The organism is Roseovarius sp. M141 (assembly GCF_024355225.1).
GTDB lineage: Bacteria > Pseudomonadota > Alphaproteobacteria > Rhodobacterales > Rhodobacteraceae > Roseovarius.
In genome coordinates this window covers 3530611-3549910 of record NZ_VCNH01000008.1, presented here as the reverse complement: position 1 = coordinate 3549910, position 19300 = coordinate 3530611, and the positions used below count along the sequence as shown (strand labels likewise).

Sequence of the window (19300 nt, the reverse complement as noted above, 5' to 3'; positions counted from 1 at the left end):
CTCAGCGTGTCTTTGAGGGGTTCTGCGGCAGCAAGAAGATGGACACGACCAGCATGCTGAAGACCAGCTCGTAGACCTCCCATTTGCGGTCCGCGTCCAGCACGGCGATGATGATGCTGGCCACCAGCGCGATGGCGGCATGCTTCAGCCACGGCACCGGGACGGCCATGCGGTCGGCCAGCGCGGCGATGCGCCCGCCCTTGGGGTAGATCAGCGGCAGCCCGACCAGGTACAGCAGGATACAGACCGTCAGCACCGGGCCGAACAGCGATTTGGTCAGATGCACGTCACCGACCATCAGGTTGTGCAGGTTCGTTTCGTCCTGCTTGTTGTTCTGCTGGAAAAATTCGCCGGACTCCCATCCGATGATCCGCTGACCCCAGGACACCTCTTCGCCGGCCGCCATGAAGAACATCAGCGCATATACGACCGTAAAGAGCGCCGCCCCGCGCCGCCCACTGCGCCACAGTGACAGCGCGTGAGACGCCAGAACAATGCTTGCCACCAGCAGGAACAGGGCAGTGGCGTATTCCACCGGCCCATCCTCGGCGGCGAACACGAGCGTGAAAAACGACGGGTTGGCCAGCCCCAGAATGACGGTGGCGATCAGGATCAACCCGATGGCGGTCATCATCGCGGTGTCGCATTTGCGGATAAGGCTCATGGCGCGTCCCTTGCAGTGCAATTCATCGCAGCAGATAGGCCAGCGCGCCCCCTGCATCAAGGCCAATCGCACGGCCCACGGCGCCACCGGTGCCTGCCCCGAGGGCAGCCCGAGTAGAAATACGCCCCACCTTGCAATCACGACCGGAAAGAACAAGACTGCCCGAATGGCGCGACGCATGCGCGCGCCCCGTAGCGTGTCGCATACGGGACCGCGCAAGCCCGATCCGCCATGACAAACGGCCCAGAAGAGGCCGAACCGCCAAAGGGGAGATAAAAGTGGACCATAAATGCTGATCATAATCCGGGCAATCGATGCCCTGAACGAGGTTGTCGGCCGCATTGTCGCGGTTGTGGCAATCCTCTTTGCGGCCATCATCATTTATGATGTGGTCATGCGCTATGCGTTCAACGACCCCACGCGCTGGGCCTTTGATATCTCAAAACAACTGTATGGGTTCTATTTCGTGATGCTGGGCGGCTATGCGCTGCGCCACAAGGCGCATGTGCGCGTCGATATCCTGACCGAACGCTTCAGCCGGGGTTGGCAGCGCATCATCGAAGTGCTGGGCTACGTCATCTTCTTTTTCCCGTTCACCTACGTGTTCACCACCCGCTCCTGGGACTTCGCGATGAAGTCGTGGAATCAGGGCGAGGTGACCTATGGCGCAATTCAGATGCCGGTCTACCCGCTGAAGATGGCAATGTGCGTTGCGGCAGCCCTGCTGCTGATTCAGGGCATCGCGGAGGTGTTGAAAATCATCCTCGACGTCGACACGACTTCTGAGGAGGTGCTGCAATGAACCCCGAGCTAATCGCCCTCCTGATGTTCGGCCTGCTGGTGCTGGGCCTGTTCATGGGCCACCCGCTGGCCCTGGTGCTGGGCGGCACGGCGGTGCTGACCGCCGTCATCGCCGGCAAGACCATGGTACTGGGCATCGTCATCAACCGCATATTCGGCGACGTGCTGGATAATTACACGCTGATCGCCATCCCGCTATTCGTGCTGATGGCACGGTTCCTGTCGGATTCCGGCGTCACCGACCGAATGTTCGAGGCGCTGCGCCTCTTGATGAGCAATGTGCGCGGCGGGCTTGCGCTGGCGGTTGTGTTCATCTCGATCCTGCTGGCGGCGACCACCGGCATCATCGGCGCATCGATCACCGTGATGGGCGTCATGGCCCTGCGGCCCATGCTGCAATACGGCTATGCACCGACGCTCACGACTGGCGTGATCGCGGCCTCCGGCTGCCTAGGTATCCTGATTCCGCCGTCGATCATGCTGATTCTGATGGCCAGCTATTCGCCGCTGACGGTCGGCGATCTTTTCGCCGGCTCGATGGTCCCCGGCATCCTGCTGGGCCTCAGTTACGCGGTCTATGTCTACGTCATTTCAGTCATCCGCCCCGATCTGGCCCCGTCGGTCGAGCCGGACGAGAAAATCAGCCGCCCCGCCCTGATCCGCATGCTGCTGATCGAAGCGCTGCCGCCCCTGGTGCTGATCTTCGGCATCCTCGGCTCGCTTCTGGCCGGGATCGCCACGGCGACCGAGGCGTCCGCCATCGGCGCGGGCCTCGCCCTGCTGATCGTCATATCGCGCGGCCGGTTTCACTGGCGTACCTTCTACGGCGCCATGCTGGAGACCGGGCGCACCTCTGCGATGATCCTCTTTATCGTCGTCGGGGCCACCGCCTTTACCGGCGTGTTCAACATCACCGGCGGCCTGCGCGCCACGCAGGAAATCATCCGCGCGTTGGATATGGAACCGTGGCTGCTGATCGCCATGATGATGGGCATCGTATTCATCCTCGGCGCGTTCCTTGACTGGACGGGGATCGTGCTGCTGTCCTTCCCCATCTTCCTGCCCATCGTGCAGGAAATGGAGGGCGTCAGCCTGCTGTGGTTCGTCGTCCTGATGGCGGTCGTGCTGCAAACCTCGTTCCTGACGCCACCATTTGGCTATGCGCTGTTCTACTTACGCGCCATCGCGCCAAAGGAAGTGCGCACCGGCCACATCATCCGCGGGGTCATGCCCTTTATCGGGCTGATCGTGGCGATGTGCCTGCTTGTCGCCGCCTTTCCGCCGCTGGTGGAATGGCTGCCAAGCGTCCTCTACACCAAATAAAATGCTACCACAAAAGGGAGAGTAAGCATGACTAAACTGACCATTCTGGCTGCCGCGGCTGCCGCGGCTGCCGCCGCATTCGCGGGGCAGGCGATGGCACAGGAAAGCTGGACCATGACCACCACATGGCCCTCGTCGCTGGAGCTGATCGAAACCGACAAGCACTTTGTCGACCTGGCCAACAAGCTGACCAAGGGCGAGCTGACCATCGAATTTTTTGAGGGCGGATCGCTGGTCCCGTCGGGCGAAGTCTTTGGCGCGGTCGAATCGGGCACCATTCAGGCCGGCGCTGACTGGCCGGGCTATTGGGCGGGCCGTGATGCGGCGTTTTCCGCGCTGGCAACCACGCCGTCGCTGTTCAACGCGGTCGATTACGCCAACTGGATCCAGGAATGGGGCGGCGCCGAGATCTATAACGAGATCTACGGTAATTTCGGCATGGTCTATCTGCCCTACGGCCTGACCAACAACGAATCGGGCTTCCGCACGAACGAGCCGATCCGCAACCTCGAAGACCTCCAAGGCAAGCGCCTGCGCCTGTCGGGTCTTGAGCAGGGCAAGCTGCTGGAGCGTTTGGGCGGCAATCAGGTGTCGATGGCCGGCGGCGAAATCTATCAGTCGCTGGAGCGCGGCGTGATCGACGGCGCCGAATTCTCCACCCCCAACGTGGATTGGTCGGGCGGCTTCCAGCAGGTCACGAAATACTGGGCGACACCGGGCTGGCACCAGTCGGCGTCGGTATTCGGCGTGATGATCAACAAGGCATCGTGGGACGCGCTCAGCGACGAGACCCGCGAGAAACTGCAGATCGCGGCCGATGCCACGATGATGTGGTCGCTGGCCTTCACCGAAAAGCGCGCGACCGAGGCCTACGCCAAGTTCGACGAAGCGGTGGAGATCAACCGCTACGACGACGAGACGCTGGCGAAGGTGCAGGAAATGGCCAACGAGGTCATCGTCGAGGTCGCCTGCGAGAACCCCAACTCGGCCAAGGTCTATGTGTCGATGCTGGAATATCTGGCCGACTACGCCCAGTGGCGGGATGCATCCGCGCCGTTCAATCTGGGTCGGACACCGAACGGACCGGACGTGCAGACGATCAAGGACTGCATGTAAGCGGTTTTGTGGGCTTAGAGTTAATAACCCACATTTCCCAAGTAAGGCGCTGATTTCGCTGTCCTGACCATTATATTTCCTATATAAAACATGGTGTTGAAGGCTGCGAGGGGCGCGTTTCATGGATCACCCAGAGGGTGCGGGCTTGCAACGGGCAGATCGGGTGGATTTCGACCCTCGCGTGCGGCTGGAATTTCGCGGCACGCAGCTCAGTTCCGACGGCGGCCTTCTGGTGATGCGCGAGCTTGATGACGCGCTCGGGTTGTCCGATTTGGCGTCAGCGGCGCTGCGCGATACTCGCTCTGGCAAGAACACGGTCCATCGGCTCGACGGCCTGTTCCGGCAATCAGTCTTTGGGCGGCTGGCCGGATACGAGGATGTCAACGACGCCAACCGTCTCGCCTGCGATCCGGTCATGCGCCAAGTTGTCGGCGGCAGAGCGGTCGATGCACAAGCGGCCTCGGCATCGCAGATGGGACGGTTCGAGACCGAGACGCTGGCTCTGGCCGGGAACCGTGCCGCGCTGGCCGACCTGAACGGGCAATGGATCGACCGGTTCCATGACCGTAACGGGCTGAAGTACATCGTTCTGGACATGGACAGCTCGGTCAGCCCGACCCATGGCGACCAGGAAGGGTCCGCCTGGAATGGCCATTTCGACTGTAGCTGCTATCACCCCAACTTTCTGTTCAACCAGTTCGGGATGCTGGAACGCTGCGCCCTGCGCCATGGCAACGTCCACAGCGCCGATGGCTGGCGTGATGTTCTCGACCCCGTCATTGCGCGCTACGCGGAGCGCGACCTTGGTGGCAGGTTCTTCCGGGCCGATGCTGCCTACGCGATCCCGGCGATCTATGAGCGATTGGAAGAAGCGCGGTTCTTCTACGCCATCCGGCTGCCCGCAAACGCGGTCCTCAAGGACAAGATCGCGCATCGGCTAACGCGCCCTGTCGGGCGGCCGTCACTGACCAAGGTCAAGCGGTTCTTCGAGGAATTCGAGTATCAGGCGGCGTCCTGGGACAAGGAACGCCGGGTGATCGCCAAGATCGAATGGCATCCGGGCGAACTGTTCCCGCGTGTCGGCTTCATCGTCACCAACCTGCCGATGGAGCCGGACTGGGTGGTGCGGTTCTACAACCAGCGCGGCACCGCCGAGCAGCACATCAAAGAGGGCAAATACGCCTTTCGCTGGACGCGGCTGTCGTGCCGGAAGTTCCGCGACAATGAGGTGCGGCTGCAACTGCACGCCCTGGCGTACAACCTGGCCACCTTCTTGCGCTGCATCGAGCTGCCCGAGGCCATGGCCGACTGGTCGTTGACCAGCCTGCAACTGAAGCTGATCAAGATCGGGGCACGTGTGGTCCGTCACGCCCGCACCATCACCTTCCAGCTGGCCGAGGTCGCTGTCACCGGCACGATGGTACGCGCCATCCTCGCCGCTATCCGCCGATTGCGAGCGCCACCGCTATGCGCATGATCGCGATCCACGCTCAAACTGAACGAAAGCGGCTGGACAGATCTGTCCGCTGCGCTGAAAAACGCCGCCCCTGGGCAAGGAAACAGCGGCTTCGCGGTCTGATCCGTCCAGATCCAGCAGTCTGCGCGACCGCAGGTGCCGCTTGCGGCAGAAAATCCTTGTCTAGCGCTCGGATACAGGCGATCTTCACCTCAAACGACACGCCACTTGGGGAATGCAGGCTAAAAATACTCCCGCCGGAGGCGGCCTGACTGTCGGGCTTCGGCTTCGACCTGCTATTGATGTATCAACCGTTGCCATTGCGATCGTCAGCCCTCATCCGGTCCATGGCGGCTGTCCATTCGCGATCGCGCAGGATCCGGCAATAACAAGCTCCCGCGGAATCGCGGGGGCTTTTATCTCTTTTTAGTTTAGTGATTTATGTCTAGATACACGGTGAGACACGAAAAGTTGAAGCGTCGTGACACGTTTCTTCGAGACGGTAAAATCGCTGTTGGGGTCGCTTTAGGAGTTTTTCTATCGTTGCTAGCTTATTTGGGGCTTGATTTCAGCACGAGTGACCCTATTCGAAGCGACTACATTCAGATTCTGCCTCTAGTTATCTCTTTAACGGTTGCAGGCGCCTCGACATTTTTGGCGGCAAATGCACTGATGGAGCAACGTAAGTCCAGAGAAGCGGCTGCTGATCCTGTTCTTGTAGCGCATTTTGGGCAACGGGAAGATGCATGAGAATTGGTCACCTTTAGATTGTCAAACGTTGGTGCGGGAGCCGCGTTGAATGTTTACTTAGAGATTGAAAAACCTGCCGTTAACTTGGAAAAGTATAAACTGTTTACAAATATTTTTGAGCGACACCACCCATTTCGGGTTATTGAGCAGGACAAAGCAATCGAATTTAGCTTGGCCCTTGGGCCGGATCTTCTAGATATAGATACTCCCCTTCCGCCCTTTGAGGTTAATCTTCGATATGAAGATCTCCTTGGAGGAGAATACAGAGGTCGATTTTGTCTGGATGTTCGGGAGATGGAGAAACTAGGCGCAGAAAAATCGGTTCAGATGCGGTTAGTCGCAGCAGTTGAAGATTTCACCAAGACTTATCGCTAGTGCTTGGGTTTGCTCGGAATCTATTAAACTACTACTGACTAAACAAAAAACCCCCGAAGCCAACGCTCGGGGGTCCTTCAATCTCATACGTGTCGGTCAAAACCGCACCGAAGGGGGTGACTTACATCATCCCTTCGCGCTGAAGCTTCTTACGCGCCAGTTTCCGGGCACGGCGAATCGCCTCGGCCTTCTCGCGCGCTTTTTTCTCGGACGGCTTCTCGAAATGTTGCTTGAGCTTCATTTCGCGAAATACGCCTTCGCGCTGCAGTTTCTTCTTCAGGGCACGAAGCGCCTGATCGACATTGTTGTCGCGAACACTAACCTGCATGTGGTGTCACCACCTTCCTAGTTGAATTTGCATGATTTGCAGGAAGGGCGTCTATAGCAAAGATCGCCCTATATGTCTAGGGTGGATGACAACAGGAGGATGCCATGCAGACCGACATTATCGACCGATTGCTGGACGCCGCTGGTGCCCATGTGCCCTTCGACGGGTGGAGCGATGCGGCCTTTGCCGCTTGTGCCCGCGACGCCGGGGTGGACATCGCCGTGGCCCGCGCCGCGTGCCCGCGCGGGGCGGTCGATCTGGCCTTGGCCTATCACGCGGCCGGGGATCGGGCCATGCTGGACCGGCTGGCGGCGGCTGATCTTGGCGACATGCGGTTTCGCGACCGGATCGCGGCCGCCGTGCGCTGGCGGCTGGAGGGCGCAGAGCCTGAAATGGTGCGCCGGGGCATGAGCCTGTTCGCGCTGCCGCAACACGCCGCCGACGGCGCCCGTGCGCTGTGGCAGACCGCCGATCATATCTGGACCGCGCTGGGCGACACCTCGGACGACGTGAACTGGTATACCAAGCGCGCGACCTTGTCGGGGGTCTACGGTTCGACCGTGCTGTATTGGCTGGGCGATGACAGCCCCGACCATGCGGCAACGTGGGAGTTTCTGGACAGGCGCATCGACGATGTCATGCAGATCGAGAAGATCAAGGCGAAGGCGCGCGATAACAAGCTGACCGCCGCGCTGATGGCCGGGCCGATGGCGCTGCTGGGCCAGATCCGCGCGCCGCGCAAGGATAACGATCTGCCGGGGCATTGGTCCGGCAAACGCTGATAGGGAAAATACGAGATGAGCGATATGATGCAGGCTGTTGAGATCACCGAGGCGGGCGGGCCGGACGTGCTGCGTCTATGCACCCGTCCCCGCCCCGAGCCGCGCGGCGACGAGGTGGTGATTCGCGTGGCCTATGCCGGCGTCAACCGCCCCGACGCGCTGCAACGCGCGGGCGCATACGCCCCGCCGAAGGGCGCCAGCGATCTGCCCGGGCTGGAAGCCTCGGGCGAGGTGGCGGCGGTGGGCAGCGGCGTCACCGACTGGAAGGTCGGCGACCGTGTCTGCGCCCTGCTGCCCGGTGGCGGCTATGCCGAATACGTCGCCACCCCAGCCGCCCACTGCCTGCCCATCCCCGAAGCCATGGACATGGCGCAGGCGGCCTGCCTGCCCGAGACGTTCTTTACCGTCTGGTCCAACGTGTTCCAGCGCGGCGGCTTGCAGGCGGGCGAGCGGTTTTTGGTGCATGGCGGGTCCTCGGGGATCGGCACGACGGCGATCCAGTTGGCCAATGTGCTGGGCGCGCGGGTCTTCACCACCGCCGGTTCGGACGAGAAATGCGCCAAATGCGTGGAGTTGGGCGCGGAGCGGGCGATCAACTATCGTGACGAGGATTTCGTCGATGTGCTGAGGGCCGAGGGGGGCGCCAACCTGATCCTCGACATGGTCGGCGGTGACTACATCCCGCGCAACGTGCGCGCGCTGGCCGATGACGGGCGGCTGGTGCAGATTGCGTTCCTCGGCGGGCCGAAGGTCGAGCTGAACTTTGCCCATGTGATGATGCGACGCCTGACCATCACCGGCAGCACCCTACGCCCGCAAAGCGATATCGCCAAGGCCGCGATTGCACGGGCGCTGTTGCAAACCGTCTGGCCGCTGCTTGCGGCAGGCCGTATCGCGCCGGTAATGGACAGCACCTATGCGCTGGCCGATGCGGCCAAGGCGCATGCGCATATGGAAAGCAGCGCCCATATCGGCAAGATCATCCTCAAGGTCGGTTGATGACCCCCGGCGCCATGCAGATCGCCATCCTGGGATTGGCAGCGCTGAGCGTCGGGCTGAGCGCGTGGGCGATCCGCCGCGATGTACCGCTGGCGTGGGACTGGGCGGTGCCTGCGCCATTGGCGCAGGGTGGCGCGCCGATGTTCGAGACGGTGCTGGAGTATTCGGCGTCCGCGGGAGAGGCGCATTCCCCGGGGATCGTTCTGCGCGACGGCGGCTACAGCATCCTGTGGTTCGAAGGCTCGCAGGAGGCGCGCGCCGATGTCGATATCGTTGGCGTTGATATTGGCGCGGACGGCGTGTCACCGGTAACGCCACGCGTGACGCGCGGAGGGCTGTCAGACGCGTTCGAGCCACGGCAACTGGTCGTGACGCTGGGCAATACCGTGCAGAATGATGCAGCGCCGGACGCGCTATACGCGACGGTCGTGTCGGTCGGCGGCTGGGCGATGGCGTCGGTCGCGGATGTGCGCTTGGGGCCGGACGGGCCGAAGGTTGCGCGCAAGCTGAATCTGTCGCCGTTGCTCAATCGGTCCTTTTTGGTGAAGTCGCCGATGGTGGGGTATGCGGACGGCAGTCACGCCTTGCCGGCCTATTTCGAGATGGGCCAGACCTATGGCGCCTTGGTGCGGTTGGACGGGCAGGGGCGGGTCCGCGACATGCGCCGGATGACCGGGCCGATGAAGGTGATTCAGCCCATGGTCGTGCCGCTGGACAGCCGCCGCGCTGTTGCGTTTCTGCGCAATTTCGAATCCGGGGCAGCACGGCTACTGATGACACGAAGCGACGATGGCGGTCAAAGCTGGGCGCCGGTGCGTGAAATGAACATTCCCAACCCCTCCGCCCCCGTCGCGGCACTGGCGCTGGGCGGGGATCGAATACTGATGGCGGTCAATGACGATGCGGGCGATGGCAGCATCCTGAGCCTGACGCTCAGCGAGGACAGCGGTGATACATGGCGCCCACTGCACCGGCTGGAGGAGGGCGGCGGAGACGCCCGCTATCCGATGATGCGCGCCCTGCCGGACGGGCGCATCGTGCTGGCCTATAGCATCGGGGCCAAGGCAGGCATCCGCGCGCATGTCTTTAACCTGAGCTGGGCGCTGGGCACATGAGCGCGCTGGTGTCGACGGCGTGGCTGGCGCTGGTGCTGGGCTGGATGGCGTGGGGGGCGTTCAGCCTGGGGCTGGAACTGTCGGTCAGTCTGGCGCTGGGTCTGGCGCTGGGCGCGGTTTGCGCAGCGCTTTTTCGCGATACGCTGCCGCTGCGCGGGCTGATTGCTGTGCTGGGGCCGGTTGGGGTGGTGTTGCCGCTGCTGATCCTGCGCCAAATGGCGGCGCATCTGGGGGTGCCGGTTCAGCCCTTCGGCAGTGCCGGGCTGGTGATTTTCGTCGTGCTCTATATCGCGTTCCTTGCCAGCGCGGCCGGGGCTGTTCCGGGCGATGTCTACCGGCTGGGCTATGCGCCGTGGCCGGTGGCGATCATGGCGCTGGCGCTGTGTGTGCTGGGGCTGTGGCAAGGGGCGCTGTTCCTGCCGGTGCTGGTGGTTGTGGCGCAGGCGATCTGGGTCATGGGGTGGGGCAGCAGCAATTGGTTTGATCATGTGCTGCATCCCATGCTGGTGCCTGCGGCGCTGATCGTTCTGGTGCTGCGGTTGTTTTGACAGGGCCGGTGGGTTCACCATGTCGCCTCGGCGTCCCCCATTGCCCTATTGAGCCTGCCCTGATGTTACCAGAGCTAGTCCAGGTGCAACTGCGACGCGCCTACGGCTGACAGGCATTGCAACAGGAACGCCGCCGAAAACTTCCCTCGGGACAGCTTGTTACGGATGTTCACTTCTTTGTCGCTGATTCCGATTGCGTCCAGCCTTTCAACAAGCTGAGCGTAAGTCACGCCTTTACGTTTCAGCTCTGCTTTCAAGAGATTCGCGGCCTTGGAGTCCCAATCGCTTTGATCTGCCATGTGTCACCCGTGTAAATAAAAATACTAAATACGATACATAAGTCGCTGTTTTCGGTGCGCATATCCATCACATTCGCTTACATAGGCATTAATGTGATGGTCGTGGCGCAGCACCGTTTCTCTTTCAGCAGCATCGCACAGACTGATCTTTTGCAGCATCTGCTAGGCTGGCGAAGAGCAGCTTATCAGACGTTCTGCGAAATGCGCTGACCAAAGATCAATGGCGCGGCAGCACTGCCCTCAGTGCAGCCGCGGATAATCCCCCTGTTCGGTTGGTATATTTGATACATAAGGCCGGATATTTCTGCAAGAAAAAGAGGCGGGCAAGTGGGTCGTGCCATGAAAAACGCCGCCGGGGTGATCCGGCGGCGTTTTGGTATTTGTATTATGAGGCGTGGCTCAGGCGGACAGTGCGCCCTTGGCTTGCTCGACAATCGCGGCGAAGGCGGCGGGCTCGTGAACGGCCAGATCGGCCAGAACCTTGCGGTCAACCTCGACACCGGCCAGCGCCAGACCGTTGATGAAGCGGCTGTATGTCAGCGCCTCGTCATGGCTGCGCACGGCGGCGTTGATCCGCTGGATCCACAGCGCGCGGAAGCTGCGCTTGCGGTTCTTGCGGTCGCGCGTGGCGTATTGGTTGGCCTTGTCGACGGCCTGCGCGGCAACCTTGAACGTGTTCTTGCGGCGGCCATAGTAGCCCTTGGCTGCCTTGATGACCTTCTTGTGACGGGCGTGCGTGACGACACCACTTTTGACTCGGGACATGTCTGATCCTCCTTAGCGCGCGTAGGGCATCATCGGCTTGATGATCTGCTCATCAGCCTTTGACAGGGTGGTGGTTCCGCGCGCATTGCGGAGGAATTTATTGCTGCGCTTGATCATGCCGTGCTGTTTGCCGGCCTGACCTGCGATCACACGGCCCGAGGCCGAGATCTTGAACCGCTTTTTGCAGCTCGATTTCGTTTTCATCTTGGGCATTTCCGGCTCCTCTTGAAGTTCGGTCGAACGCGCGACTCGGCATGCCACTTCGGGCCGGACGCGCGGGTGAAGTCCGTCTTTTAGGGGCGATGGGGCGGCGGCGCAAGGGGCAATGCGCGTTGGTGGATGACCCGCCCGACGGCCCGGACAAGGGCATGCGCGAGGTCGATCAAACGGTATCCACCCGGAGTTTTCCAGAGCGACCAGACCACAAGGCGGGTCTGGCGGCAAGTTGCGTCATCCCGCCAGCGGGCCACGCGATCCTAGCTGGGATCGGTGGCGTAGATCATGCTTTCCTGACAGGGCGCGACGCGCAGGATGTTGGTGGTGCCCGGCACGTTGAAGGGCACGCCTGCGGTCACCACGATCTGGTCCAGCGTGGTCGCGTAACCCTGCGAGCGGGCGGCGCGCGCCGCGATGATGACCGCCTGCTTGAAGCGGTCCAATTCGGGCGTCATGACGCAGTTTATTCCCCAACTCACCGACAGGCGCCGCGCGGTGCCGCGCAGCGACGTCATGGCAATGATCGGCACGCGGGGGCGTTCGCGCGCGGTCAGAAGGGCGGTCGTGCCTGACTGGGTGAAGCAGCAGATCGCCTTGATGTTGGCCGTCTCGGCTATTTCGCGCGCGGCCGCCACGATGCCGTCGGCGACGGTCGAGCGTACCGCGACGCGCGACGCCTCGATGATCTGGGTGTAGGTCGGGTCGCTTTCGACCTCGCGCGCGACGTTGTCCATCGTCGTCACGGCTTCGATCGGGTACTGGCCGGCCGCAGATTCCGCCGACAGCATGATGGCATCGGCGCCCTCGTAGATTGCGGTCGCCACATCGCTGACCTCGGCGCGGGTCGGCACCGGCGCCTCAATCATCGATTCCAGCATCTGGGTGGCGACGATCACCGGCTTCGCAGCGGCGCGGCACGCGCGTACCAGGCGTTTCTGGATCGGCGGAACGTTCTGAACCGGAAGCTCGACGCCCAGATCGCCGCGCGCCACCATGATTCCGTCGGACGCCGCCAGAATACCGTTGAATCGGGTGACGGCCGACGGTTTTTCGATCTTGCTGAGAATTGCGGCCCGCCCTGCGGCCAGTTCGCGCGCCTCGGTCACGTCCTCGGGGCGCTGAACGAAGCTGAGCGCCAGCCAGTCGACGCCCAGCTGGCAGACGAATTCCAGATCCTTGCGGTCCTTTTTCGACAGCGCGGCCAGCGGCAGTTCCACATCCGGCACGTTCACGCCCTTGCGGTTGCTGATGGTGCCGCCGACGATGACTTCGCAATTGGCGTGGTCCTTGCCGCAATCGGTGACGGTCAGGCGGATCTTGCCATCATTCACCAGCAGGGTCGCGCCGGGTTTGAGGGCGGCGAAAATCTCGGGGTGGGGCAGGTTCACGCGGGCGGCGTCGCCCTCGGCGGCGTCCAGATCCAGCCGGAAGGCGGCGCCGGGGATCAACTCCTCTTCGCCATTGGCAAAGACGCCGACGCGCAGCTTGGGGCCCTGAAGGTCGGCCAGAATGCAGATCGGGCTGTCCAGATCCTTTTCGACCTGCCGGATGATCCGGTGCTTTTCGCGAATCCCCTCGTGATCGCCATGGCTCATGTTCAGGCGGAACACGTCGGCGCCGGCCTCGTGCAGGGCGCGGATCATGTCGTAGGTTTCCGAGGCGGGGCCGAGCGTGGCGACGATCTTGACGTTGCGATGGCGTCTCATATGTGGGATTCCCTAGGGCTGAGGGGCGTCGTTTCAGTTATCGCTAACATCGCCCGGCGTGCGATGCCAGCATTTCATGCAACACAAGGGGCGAAACAGGGTGGATTACACGATATGACATACCAGCCATTCGTCGTGGACGGGGCCGGGCGCAATGGGCGCTGGGTGGTGCTGTGCGATCACGCGTCCAATCTGGTGCCCGATTTCGTGGCCGGGGGTACGCTGGGTGTGGGGCCGGGCGACATGGCGCGCCACATCGCCTATGATCCCGGCGCCGAAGGGGTCAGCCGCGCGCTGGCTGCTGCGCTGAACGGTCCCGCGATCCTGTCGCGGTTCTCGCGGTTGGTGATCGATCCGAATCGCGGCGAAGATGATCCGACGCTGATCATGCAGCTCTATGACGGCACCATCATTCCGGGCAATCGCGGTATCAGCGGCATCAATATGGACGAGCGGCTGATGCGCTGCCACAGGCCTTACCACAATGCGGTGGCCCGGCAGGCGGCGCAGCGCGCGGCACCTGTGATCGTGTCGATCCACAGCTATACCCCGCAGCTGCGCGGTCACGCGCCGCGCCCTTGGCAAATGGGGCTGCTCTATTCCACGGACACGCGGCTGGCGCATCCCCTGCTGGCGCGGCTGCGAGCCGAGCCGGATCTGAGCGTCGGTGACAATCAGCCCTATACGGGCCACCTGCCGGGCGATACCATCGCGCGGCACGCCATCGCAGAGCACCGGCCCAACGTGCTGATCGAGCTGCGCAATGATTTGATCCGGACCGAGGCGCAGCAACGCGCCTGGGGCGCGCGCCTTGCGTCCATACTGGTCGAAACGCTGGCCCGCGAGGGGCTGTAGACAAGGACCGCCATGCCGCATGTCGTTGTAGAACATTCCCCGGAGGCCGCATCGCCGCTTGCGTTGCAGGCACTCTGTGCCGCGCTGTTTGACGCGCTGGCGGCCCATCCGGCGATCCCGAGGCCCGATGCGCTGAAGCTGCGCACGCTGCAATCGGGCGCGCATCTTCTGGGCACGCAGGGGCAAAGCTATGCCCATGCGACATTGTTGCTCTTGCCGGGGCGCGATGACGATACCAGATCAGATCTGGCGCAGACGATCCTGCGTGTCATGACCGATGCGCTGCCGCAGGTGCACAGCCTGTCGGTGAATTTGGCCGATCTGGACGGCGCCTACGCCAAGCGCGTGCTACCAGATGACAGTTAAGGGGGAGTGAGAACATGGACGAGCAGACACAAATCGAACTGGAGGCTGCGGCATTCCGCAGGTTGCGCAAGCACCTGATGGAGGACCGCACCGATGTGCAGAATATCGACATGATGAACCTCGCGGGGTTCTGCCGCAATTGTCTGAGCCGCTGGTACCAGGAGGCCGCCAACGAGCGCGGCATCGACATGGGCAAGGACGAGGCGCGCGAGATCTATTACGGCATGACGATGGCCGAATGGAAAGCGAACCACCAGACCGAGGCCAGCGCCGCCCAACAGGACGCATTCAAAGTGTCGTTTGCACAGAATGTCGGCGACAAGGGCTGAGAGGGCACGCCGGGATGCAGCGGCGCGCAATGGATATTTTGACCAAGAAAAAGCTGGGGATGCGGCTCTGTCAGACCGCGCGCTTGAGGCTTTCGTCGATATAGACCTCGCGCAGGCGGGTCGCGACCGGGCCGGGCGTGCCATCGCCCAGTGCAGTGCCATCGATTTCGACCACGGGCATGACAAACGCGCTGGCCGAGGTAAAAAACGCCTCGTCCGCCTGCATCGCCTCATCAAGGGTAAAGCTGCGCTCTTCGATCTCCATCTGCGCCTCACTGGCAAAGCGCAGGACGGCGGCGCGGGTGATGCCGTGCAGGATGTCTTGGCTGAGCGCGCGGGTGATGATGCGCCCGTTCTTGACGATATAGGCGTTGTTAGACGTGCCCTCGGTTACCTTGCCCTCCTGAACGAGCCAAGCATCGTCGACGCCCGCCTCCTGCGCCATCATCTTGGCCATCGAGGGATAAAGCAGCTGCACCGTTTTGATATCGCGGCGGCCCCAGCGCATGTCGGGCACTGAAATCACCCGCGCTCCGCGCTGGGCAAGCGGCGAGGCCGCGAAGCCGGGCTTGGACTGGGTGAACAGCACCAGCGTCGGCGCCGTATCCGCAGGCGGATAGTGGAAATCGCGGTCGCCCGGATTGCCGCGCGTGACCTGTAGGTAAATCAGCCCATCGGTAATATCATTGCGCGACACCATTTCGCGGTGGATCGTCAGAAGATCGTCCATGGCTGCCGGTGCGCGCATGTCCAGCTCGCTCAGTGACCGCTCGAGTCGTTTCACATGGCCTTCGAAATCGATCAGCTTGCCACCCAGCACGCTGGTGACCTCATAGACGCCATCCGACATCAGGAAGCCCCGGTCAAAGACAGAGACCTTGGCCTCGTTCTCGGGCAGGTAATCGCCGTTTACGTAAACTGTGCGCATGTTGGTTTATCCCCAAAGGTCCGGCGCGGGGGGGTGCACCCCGGCGCTGTCGAAGGTCAGCGGTGTGTCGCGGTCTTCTGCCAGAAGCAGCGGCCCGTCAAGATCGGTTACCATCGCGCCCTGCGCAACCAGCGTGGCGGGCGCCATCGCCAGGCTGCTGCCGACCATGCAGCCAACCATCACGCGGTAGCCTTGGGCCTCGGCCGCGCGGCGCAGTTCCAGCGCCTCGGTCAGGCCGCCGGTCTTGTCCAGCTTGATGTTAACCACGTCATATTTGCCCTTGAGCGCGGCCAGACTGGCGCGGTCGTGGCAGGATTCGTCGGCGCAGACCGGCACGGGGCGGTCCATGCCCAGAAGCGCCTCATCCTCGCCCGCAGGCAGCGGTTGTTCCACCAGCGCAACGCCAAGGCGCAGGAGGTGCGGCGCCAGATCGGCATAGATTTCGGCGCTCCACCCTTCATTTGCATCGACGATGATGGTCGACTTTGGCGCGCCTGCGCGCACAGCTTCCAGCCGGGCCATGTCGTCTGGGGTGCCCAGCTTGATCTTGAGCAGCGGGCGAAACGCATTCTTGGCCGCCTGCGCCTGCATCGCTTCGGGCGTGTCCAGCGACAGGGTGTAGGCCGTGATCTCAGGTCCGGGCTTGGGCAGTCCGGCCAACTCCCACACGCGGCACCCGGCGTGTTTGGCCTCCAGATCCCACAGGGCGCAGTCCAGCGCATTGCGCGCCGCTCCGGCGGGCAGGGCGTAAAGCGCCGCCCGATCCGTCACCGCCGCGCCTTCGATCTGGGCCGAGACGCTGTCCAGCGTTTCGCCATAGCGCGCGTAGGGCACACATTCGCCGCGCCCCTGATGCGCGCCATCGCTCACCGTTACCGTCAGCACCTGCGCCTGCGTGCGCGAGCCGCGGCTGATGGTAAACACCTGCGCCAGCCTGAACACATCGCGCGTCACCGAAACCTGCATGCGCCCTGCCTTTCAATGTTCCAAAAATACTCAAATTCCAGCGCGGCCCACCCTGCGGCAGCCTCGCCACTTACAGAGCCGCCAGTGCCTCCACCAGCGCGCCAGCACCAAAGCGGTAAGGATCGGTGGCAGGCAGGTCCATCCGCTGCTCGACGTTTTCGAGATAGGCGCGCGCGTCCGGCTCGGTCATGTGCTGGGTATTGACGGCAATGCCCGTGACGCGGCACTCCGGGTTGGCGACGCGCGCCAGCGGCAGGGCGGTATCGCGAAGCTGCTCCAGCGAGGGCAGGCTGTAGCCGGGCAGACCGCGCATGTGGGTGCGCGTCGGTTCGTGGCACAGGATCAGCGCATCGGGTTGGCCGCCATGGATCAGCGCCAGCGTGACGCCGGAGTAGGAGACGTGGAACAGGCTGCCTTGCCCTTCGATCATGTCCCAGTGGTCGTCGTCATTCTCGGGGGTCAGGTACTCGATCGATCCAGCCATGAAATCCGCGATAACGGCATCCAGCGGCACGCCGTCGCCGGTGATCAGGATACCTGTCTGGCCGGTGGCGCGGAAGGTCGCCTTCATCCCGCGCGCCGTCATGTCGCGCTCCATTGCCATGGCGGTGTACATTTTCCCGACCGCGCAGTCAGTGCCGATGGCAAGGCACCGCTTGCCGCGCCGCTTTTCGCCGTTTGCGATGGGATACTGCACCGAAGGGATGCGCACGTCGTGCAGGGTGCGACCATGTTGCCGGGCGGCGGCGACCAGATCTGCCTCGCCCCGCAGCAGATTGTGCAGGCCGCTGGCCAGATCATAGCCCATGCCGAGCGCGGCGATCAGTAGTTCTTTCCACTTGGCTGAGATGACTCCGCCCCGGTTGGCCACCCCGATCACCAGCGTTTTGGCGCCAGCCTCGCGGCCCTCGACCAAGGTCATGTCAGTCAGGCCCAGATCGGCGCCACAGCCGGGCAGGCGAATCTGGCCGACAGCGTTTTCAGGGCGCCAGTCCCGGATGCCGATGGCGACCTTGGCCGCCAGCATGTCGGGCGCATCGCCCAAAAACAGAAGATAGGGCGTTTCGATCATGGCAGATGTCCTTGGAATGGCTTGCATGCAGACATGCACCCAGTGGCGGTTTGGCAATATCCGCCTTTTAACCCATTTTGACGGTTCATATCACGCGAAATCGCGCACTAATCTACTGATTCACGCATTTTTTCGACGCAACCCTTGGCAGAGAGGCAATTGGTCGAATTATCTTCGAACTTTCTCATCTTTTGCCAAAGCGTCTGCCGCGCTGATGCTGCAAGTGCGAAATCAGCTTGCGCCCCGCAGCGCAATTTAATACCGATCAGGGCGAAATGTACGCAACATCCTTATTCGGAAAGGCCCATCACATGAGCTTTCGCCTTCAGCCACCCGCCCCCGCCCGCCCCAACCGTTGCCAGCTTTTCGGACCCGGCTCGAACGTCAAGCTGTTCGAGAAGATGGCGGCCAGCGCGGCGGATGTCATCAATATTGATCTGGAAGATTCGGTCGGCCCGAATGACAAGGATCTGGCACGCAAGCAGACGATCGAGGCGATCAACACTGTCGATTGGGGTAATAAATACCTCAGCGTGCGGATCAACGGCCTCGATACCGGCTGGTGGTATCGCGATGTCGTTGATCTGCTGGAACAGGCCGGCGACCGGCTGGACCAGATCATGATCCCCAAGGTGGGCTGCGCGGGCGACATCTATGCCGTCGACGCGCTGGTCACGTCGATCGAGCGCGCCAAGGGCCGCACCAAGCCGATCAGTTTCGAGGTCATCATCGAGAGCGCGGCCGGCATCGCACATGTCGAGGAAATCGCGGCCGCCAGCCCGCGCCTTCAGGCGATGAGCCTGGGGGCGGCGGATTTCGCTGCCTCGATGGGCATGGCGACGACCGGTATCGGTGGCACACAGGAAAACTATTATATGCTGCACGAGGGTGCCAAGCATTGGTCCGATCCGTGGCACTGGGCGCAGACGGCCATCGTCGCGGCCTGCCGCACGCATGGGCTGCTGCCGGTTGATGGCCCGTTCGGTGACTTCTCCGACGACGAAGGCTTTCGCGCGCAAGCTCTGCGGTCTGCCACGCTGGGCATGGTCGGCAAGTGGGCGATTCATCCCAAGCAGATCGCGCTGTGCAACGAGGTGTTCACCCCGTCCGAGGCCGCCGTCACCGAGGCGCGCGAAATTCTGGCCGCGATGGAGACGGCCAAGGCCAATGGTGAGGGCGCGACCGTTTACAAGGGCCGTCTGGTGGATATCGCCAGCATCAAGCAGGCCGAGGTCATCGTGAAGCAGTCCGAGATGATCGCCGCCGGCTGACCGAGGGGCATGTGACGGAAGCGAGCGCCTGCGGCGCCCTCTTTCCTCATTTGCGCTGCGCGCGGCGACATTGAAAATCTTGCAGATTTTCAATGAGTGGATATTTAGAGCAAGAAGAAGGCAGGGCGGTGCATATAAGCGCCGCCCGCTTTGCATTTTTGATCGCGCTCAAGCTGTTCGATGCTGATTTCCAGATGTGGTTCGGTGCCTTGGGGCGGTGGGCGCGTGGCTGGCAGATTCGGCACGTCAGGGCGGGAGTTGAGCGAAAAG

23 protein-coding genes are annotated in these 19300 nt (G+C 62.4%); 14 read left to right on the top strand and 9 right to left on the bottom strand.

The genetic code is table 11. The features are described from left to right. Position 1 precedes the first annotated feature (1 nt). A complete protein-coding gene (locus FGD77_RS21315) occupies positions 2 to 664 on the bottom strand; it encodes a hypothetical protein (RefSeq protein ID WP_255013798.1) in 663 nt (220 codons plus the stop codon). A gap of 289 nt (positions 665 to 953) precedes the next feature. On the opposite strand from FGD77_RS21315, the gene FGD77_RS21310 reads away from it, so the two are divergent. The 6 genes from FGD77_RS21310 (at position 954) to FGD77_RS21285 (ending at position 6485) form a co-directional block, all read left to right on the top strand. Further along, complete coding sequence (locus FGD77_RS21310; protein ID WP_255013796.1) at positions 954 to 1466, top strand: TRAP transporter small permease subunit; 513 nt, start codon at positions 954 to 956, stop codon at positions 1464 to 1466. Further along, positions 1463 to 2788 carry a TRAP transporter large permease subunit gene (locus FGD77_RS21305; protein WP_255013794.1) on the top strand — a complete coding sequence of 442 codons (1326 nt, stop codon included), beginning with the start codon at positions 1463 to 1465 and terminating at the stop codon, positions 2786 to 2788. The genes FGD77_RS21310 and FGD77_RS21305 overlap by 4 nt, the downstream gene beginning before the upstream one ends. 27 nt (positions 2789 to 2815) lie before the next feature. Further along, positions 2816 to 3904, top strand: coding sequence for a TRAP transporter substrate-binding protein DctP (gene dctP, locus FGD77_RS21300; protein WP_255013792.1), 1089 nt, complete (start codon positions 2816 to 2818; stop codon positions 3902 to 3904). A gap of 121 nt (positions 3905 to 4025) precedes the next feature. Next, the gene (locus FGD77_RS21295) at positions 4026 to 5381 is read left to right on the top strand and encodes an IS1380-like element IS1247 family transposase (RefSeq protein WP_006473457.1); all 1356 of its coding nucleotides are present in this window, start codon (positions 4026 to 4028) and stop codon (positions 5379 to 5381) included. A gap of 450 nt (positions 5382 to 5831) precedes the next feature. Next, positions 5832 to 6110 (top strand): hypothetical protein, encoded by a 279-nt coding sequence (locus tag FGD77_RS21290; protein WP_255013790.1) that lies wholly within the window; start codon positions 5832 to 5834, stop codon positions 6108 to 6110. 45 nt (positions 6111 to 6155) lie between these two features. Beyond that, complete coding sequence (locus FGD77_RS21285) at positions 6156 to 6485, top strand: hypothetical protein (protein ID WP_255013787.1); 330 nt, start codon at positions 6156 to 6158, stop codon at positions 6483 to 6485. Between the two features lie 121 nt (positions 6486 to 6606). Here the strand turns inward: FGD77_RS21285 and rpsU are convergent, their stop codons facing one another. Continuing rightward, positions 6607 to 6813, bottom strand: a complete 207-nt coding sequence (gene rpsU, locus FGD77_RS21280; RefSeq protein WP_025051451.1) for a 30S ribosomal protein S21 — start codon at positions 6811 to 6813, stop codon at positions 6607 to 6609. 104 nt (positions 6814 to 6917) lie between these two features. Here rpsU and FGD77_RS21275 point away from each other — a divergent pair, with 104 nt between their 5' ends. From FGD77_RS21275 to FGD77_RS21260, 4 genes are read left to right on the top strand one after another with little or no spacing between them, the layout of a single operon-like run. After that, positions 6918 to 7595 carry a COQ9 family protein gene (locus FGD77_RS21275; RefSeq protein WP_255013781.1) on the top strand — a complete coding sequence of 226 codons (678 nt, stop codon included), beginning with the start codon at positions 6918 to 6920 and terminating at the stop codon, positions 7593 to 7595. A 15-nt stretch (positions 7596 to 7610) separates the two neighbouring features. Next, the gene (locus FGD77_RS21270) at positions 7611 to 8594 is read left to right on the top strand and encodes an NAD(P)H-quinone oxidoreductase (protein WP_255013779.1); all 984 of its coding nucleotides are present in this window, start codon (positions 7611 to 7613) and stop codon (positions 8592 to 8594) included. Beyond that, a complete protein-coding gene (locus FGD77_RS21265) occupies positions 8594 to 9709 on the top strand; it encodes an exo-alpha-sialidase (RefSeq protein WP_255013777.1) in 1116 nt (371 codons plus the stop codon). The genes FGD77_RS21270 and FGD77_RS21265 overlap by 1 nt, the downstream gene beginning before the upstream one ends. Further along, a complete protein-coding gene (locus FGD77_RS21260) occupies positions 9706 to 10257 on the top strand; it encodes a hypothetical protein (protein WP_255013774.1) in 552 nt (183 codons plus the stop codon). The genes FGD77_RS21265 and FGD77_RS21260 overlap by 4 nt, the downstream gene beginning before the upstream one ends. Before the next feature lie 74 nt (positions 10258 to 10331). Here FGD77_RS21260 and FGD77_RS21255 read toward each other — a convergent pair whose 3' ends face one another. The 4 genes from FGD77_RS21255 to pyk form a co-directional block, all read right to left on the bottom strand. Beyond that, a complete protein-coding gene (locus tag FGD77_RS21255) occupies positions 10332 to 10556 on the bottom strand; it encodes a DUF6471 domain-containing protein (protein ID WP_255013771.1) in 225 nt (74 codons plus the stop codon). 399 nt (positions 10557 to 10955) lie between these two features. Further along, positions 10956 to 11321, bottom strand: coding sequence for a 50S ribosomal protein L20 (gene rplT / locus FGD77_RS21250; RefSeq protein WP_255013769.1), 366 nt, complete (start codon positions 11319 to 11321; stop codon positions 10956 to 10958). A gap of 12 nt (positions 11322 to 11333) precedes the next feature. Next, a complete protein-coding gene (rpmI, locus tag FGD77_RS21245) occupies positions 11334 to 11534 on the bottom strand; it encodes a 50S ribosomal protein L35 (RefSeq protein ID WP_076531361.1) in 201 nt (66 codons plus the stop codon). 263 nt (positions 11535 to 11797) lie between these two features. Further along, positions 11798 to 13243, bottom strand: coding sequence for a pyruvate kinase (pyk, locus tag FGD77_RS21240; RefSeq protein ID WP_255013762.1), 1446 nt, complete (start codon positions 13241 to 13243; stop codon positions 11798 to 11800). 114 nt (positions 13244 to 13357) lie between these two features. On the opposite strand from pyk, the gene FGD77_RS21235 reads away from it, so the two are divergent. From FGD77_RS21235 to FGD77_RS21225, 3 genes are read left to right on the top strand one after another with little or no spacing between them, the layout of a single operon-like run. Further along, positions 13358 to 14098, top strand: a complete 741-nt coding sequence (locus tag FGD77_RS21235) for an N-formylglutamate amidohydrolase (RefSeq protein ID WP_255013757.1) — start codon at positions 13358 to 13360, stop codon at positions 14096 to 14098. A 12-nt stretch (positions 14099 to 14110) separates the two neighbouring features. Next, positions 14111 to 14464, top strand: a complete 354-nt coding sequence (locus FGD77_RS21230; RefSeq protein ID WP_255013752.1) for a 5-carboxymethyl-2-hydroxymuconate isomerase — start codon at positions 14111 to 14113, stop codon at positions 14462 to 14464. Positions 14465 to 14478: 14 nt separating this feature from the next. Beyond that, the gene (locus FGD77_RS21225; RefSeq protein ID WP_255013747.1) at positions 14479 to 14793 is read left to right on the top strand and encodes a DUF1244 domain-containing protein; all 315 of its coding nucleotides are present in this window, start codon (positions 14479 to 14481) and stop codon (positions 14791 to 14793) included. Positions 14794 to 14863: 70 nt separating this feature from the next. Here the strand turns inward: FGD77_RS21225 and FGD77_RS21220 are convergent, their stop codons facing one another. The 3 genes from FGD77_RS21220 to dgcN form a co-directional block, all read right to left on the bottom strand. Then, positions 14864 to 15721 carry a D-amino-acid transaminase gene (locus FGD77_RS21220; protein ID WP_255013744.1) on the bottom strand — a complete coding sequence of 286 codons (858 nt, stop codon included), beginning with the start codon at positions 15719 to 15721 and terminating at the stop codon, positions 14864 to 14866. Between the two features lie 6 nt (positions 15722 to 15727). Beyond that, on the bottom strand, positions 15728 to 16687 hold the full coding sequence (gene dgcA, locus FGD77_RS21215) for an N-acetyl-D-Glu racemase DgcA (protein WP_255013741.1): 960 nt from the start codon (positions 16685 to 16687) through the stop codon (positions 15728 to 15730). Positions 16688 to 16757: 70 nt separating this feature from the next. Further along, positions 16758 to 17759, bottom strand: coding sequence for an N-acetyltransferase DgcN (dgcN, locus tag FGD77_RS21210; protein WP_255013737.1), 1002 nt, complete (start codon positions 17757 to 17759; stop codon positions 16758 to 16760). Between the two features lie 311 nt (positions 17760 to 18070). On the opposite strand from dgcN, the gene FGD77_RS21205 reads away from it, so the two are divergent. Then, the gene (locus FGD77_RS21205; protein ID WP_255013736.1) at positions 18071 to 19030 is read left to right on the top strand and encodes an L-malyl-CoA/beta-methylmalyl-CoA lyase; all 960 of its coding nucleotides are present in this window, start codon (positions 18071 to 18073) and stop codon (positions 19028 to 19030) included. The last annotated feature ends 270 nt before the right edge of the window (positions 19031 to 19300 follow it).

Coding starts and splice junctions, on each gene's coding strand:
- FGD77_RS21255 (WP_255013771.1), bottom strand. CDS start 10,556: ATGGCAGATCAAAGCGATTGGGACTCCAAGGCCGCGAATCTCTTGAAA.
- FGD77_RS21225 (WP_255013747.1), top strand. CDS start 14,479: ATGGACGAGCAGACACAAATCGAACTGGAGGCTGCGGCATTCCGCAGG.
- FGD77_RS21305 (WP_255013794.1), top strand. CDS start 1,463: ATGAACCCCGAGCTAATCGCCCTCCTGATGTTCGGCCTGCTGGTGCTG.
- FGD77_RS21310 (WP_255013796.1), top strand. CDS start 954: ATGCTGATCATAATCCGGGCAATCGATGCCCTGAACGAGGTTGTCGGC.
- FGD77_RS21220 (WP_255013744.1), bottom strand. CDS start 15,721: ATGCGCACAGTTTACGTAAACGGCGATTACCTGCCCGAGAACGAGGCC.
- dctP (WP_255013792.1), top strand. CDS start 2,816: ATGACTAAACTGACCATTCTGGCTGCCGCGGCTGCCGCGGCTGCCGCC.
- rplT (WP_255013769.1), bottom strand. CDS start 11,321: ATGTCCCGAGTCAAAAGTGGTGTCGTCACGCACGCCCGTCACAAGAAG.
- pyk (WP_255013762.1), bottom strand. CDS start 13,243: ATGAGACGCCATCGCAACGTCAAGATCGTCGCCACGCTCGGCCCCGCC.
- FGD77_RS21275 (WP_255013781.1), top strand. CDS start 6,918: ATGCAGACCGACATTATCGACCGATTGCTGGACGCCGCTGGTGCCCAT.
- FGD77_RS21260 (WP_255013774.1), top strand. CDS start 9,706: ATGAGCGCGCTGGTGTCGACGGCGTGGCTGGCGCTGGTGCTGGGCTGG.
- FGD77_RS21205 (WP_255013736.1), top strand. CDS start 18,071: ATGAGCTTTCGCCTTCAGCCACCCGCCCCCGCCCGCCCCAACCGTTGC.
- FGD77_RS21265 (WP_255013777.1), top strand. CDS start 8,594: ATGACCCCCGGCGCCATGCAGATCGCCATCCTGGGATTGGCAGCGCTG.
- FGD77_RS21295 (WP_006473457.1), top strand. CDS start 4,026: ATGGATCACCCAGAGGGTGCGGGCTTGCAACGGGCAGATCGGGTGGAT.
- rpmI (WP_076531361.1), bottom strand. CDS start 11,534: ATGCCCAAGATGAAAACGAAATCGAGCTGCAAAAAGCGGTTCAAGATC.
- dgcA (WP_255013741.1), bottom strand. CDS start 16,687: ATGCAGGTTTCGGTGACGCGCGATGTGTTCAGGCTGGCGCAGGTGTTT.
- dgcN (WP_255013737.1), bottom strand. CDS start 17,759: ATGATCGAAACGCCCTATCTTCTGTTTTTGGGCGATGCGCCCGACATG.
- rpsU (WP_025051451.1), bottom strand. CDS start 6,813: ATGCAGGTTAGTGTTCGCGACAACAATGTCGATCAGGCGCTTCGTGCC.
- FGD77_RS21230 (WP_255013752.1), top strand. CDS start 14,111: ATGCCGCATGTCGTTGTAGAACATTCCCCGGAGGCCGCATCGCCGCTT.
- FGD77_RS21315 (WP_255013798.1), bottom strand. CDS start 664: ATGAGCCTTATCCGCAAATGCGACACCGCGATGATGACCGCCATCGGG.
- FGD77_RS21270 (WP_255013779.1), top strand. CDS start 7,611: ATGAGCGATATGATGCAGGCTGTTGAGATCACCGAGGCGGGCGGGCCG.
- FGD77_RS21235 (WP_255013757.1), top strand. CDS start 13,358: ATGACATACCAGCCATTCGTCGTGGACGGGGCCGGGCGCAATGGGCGC.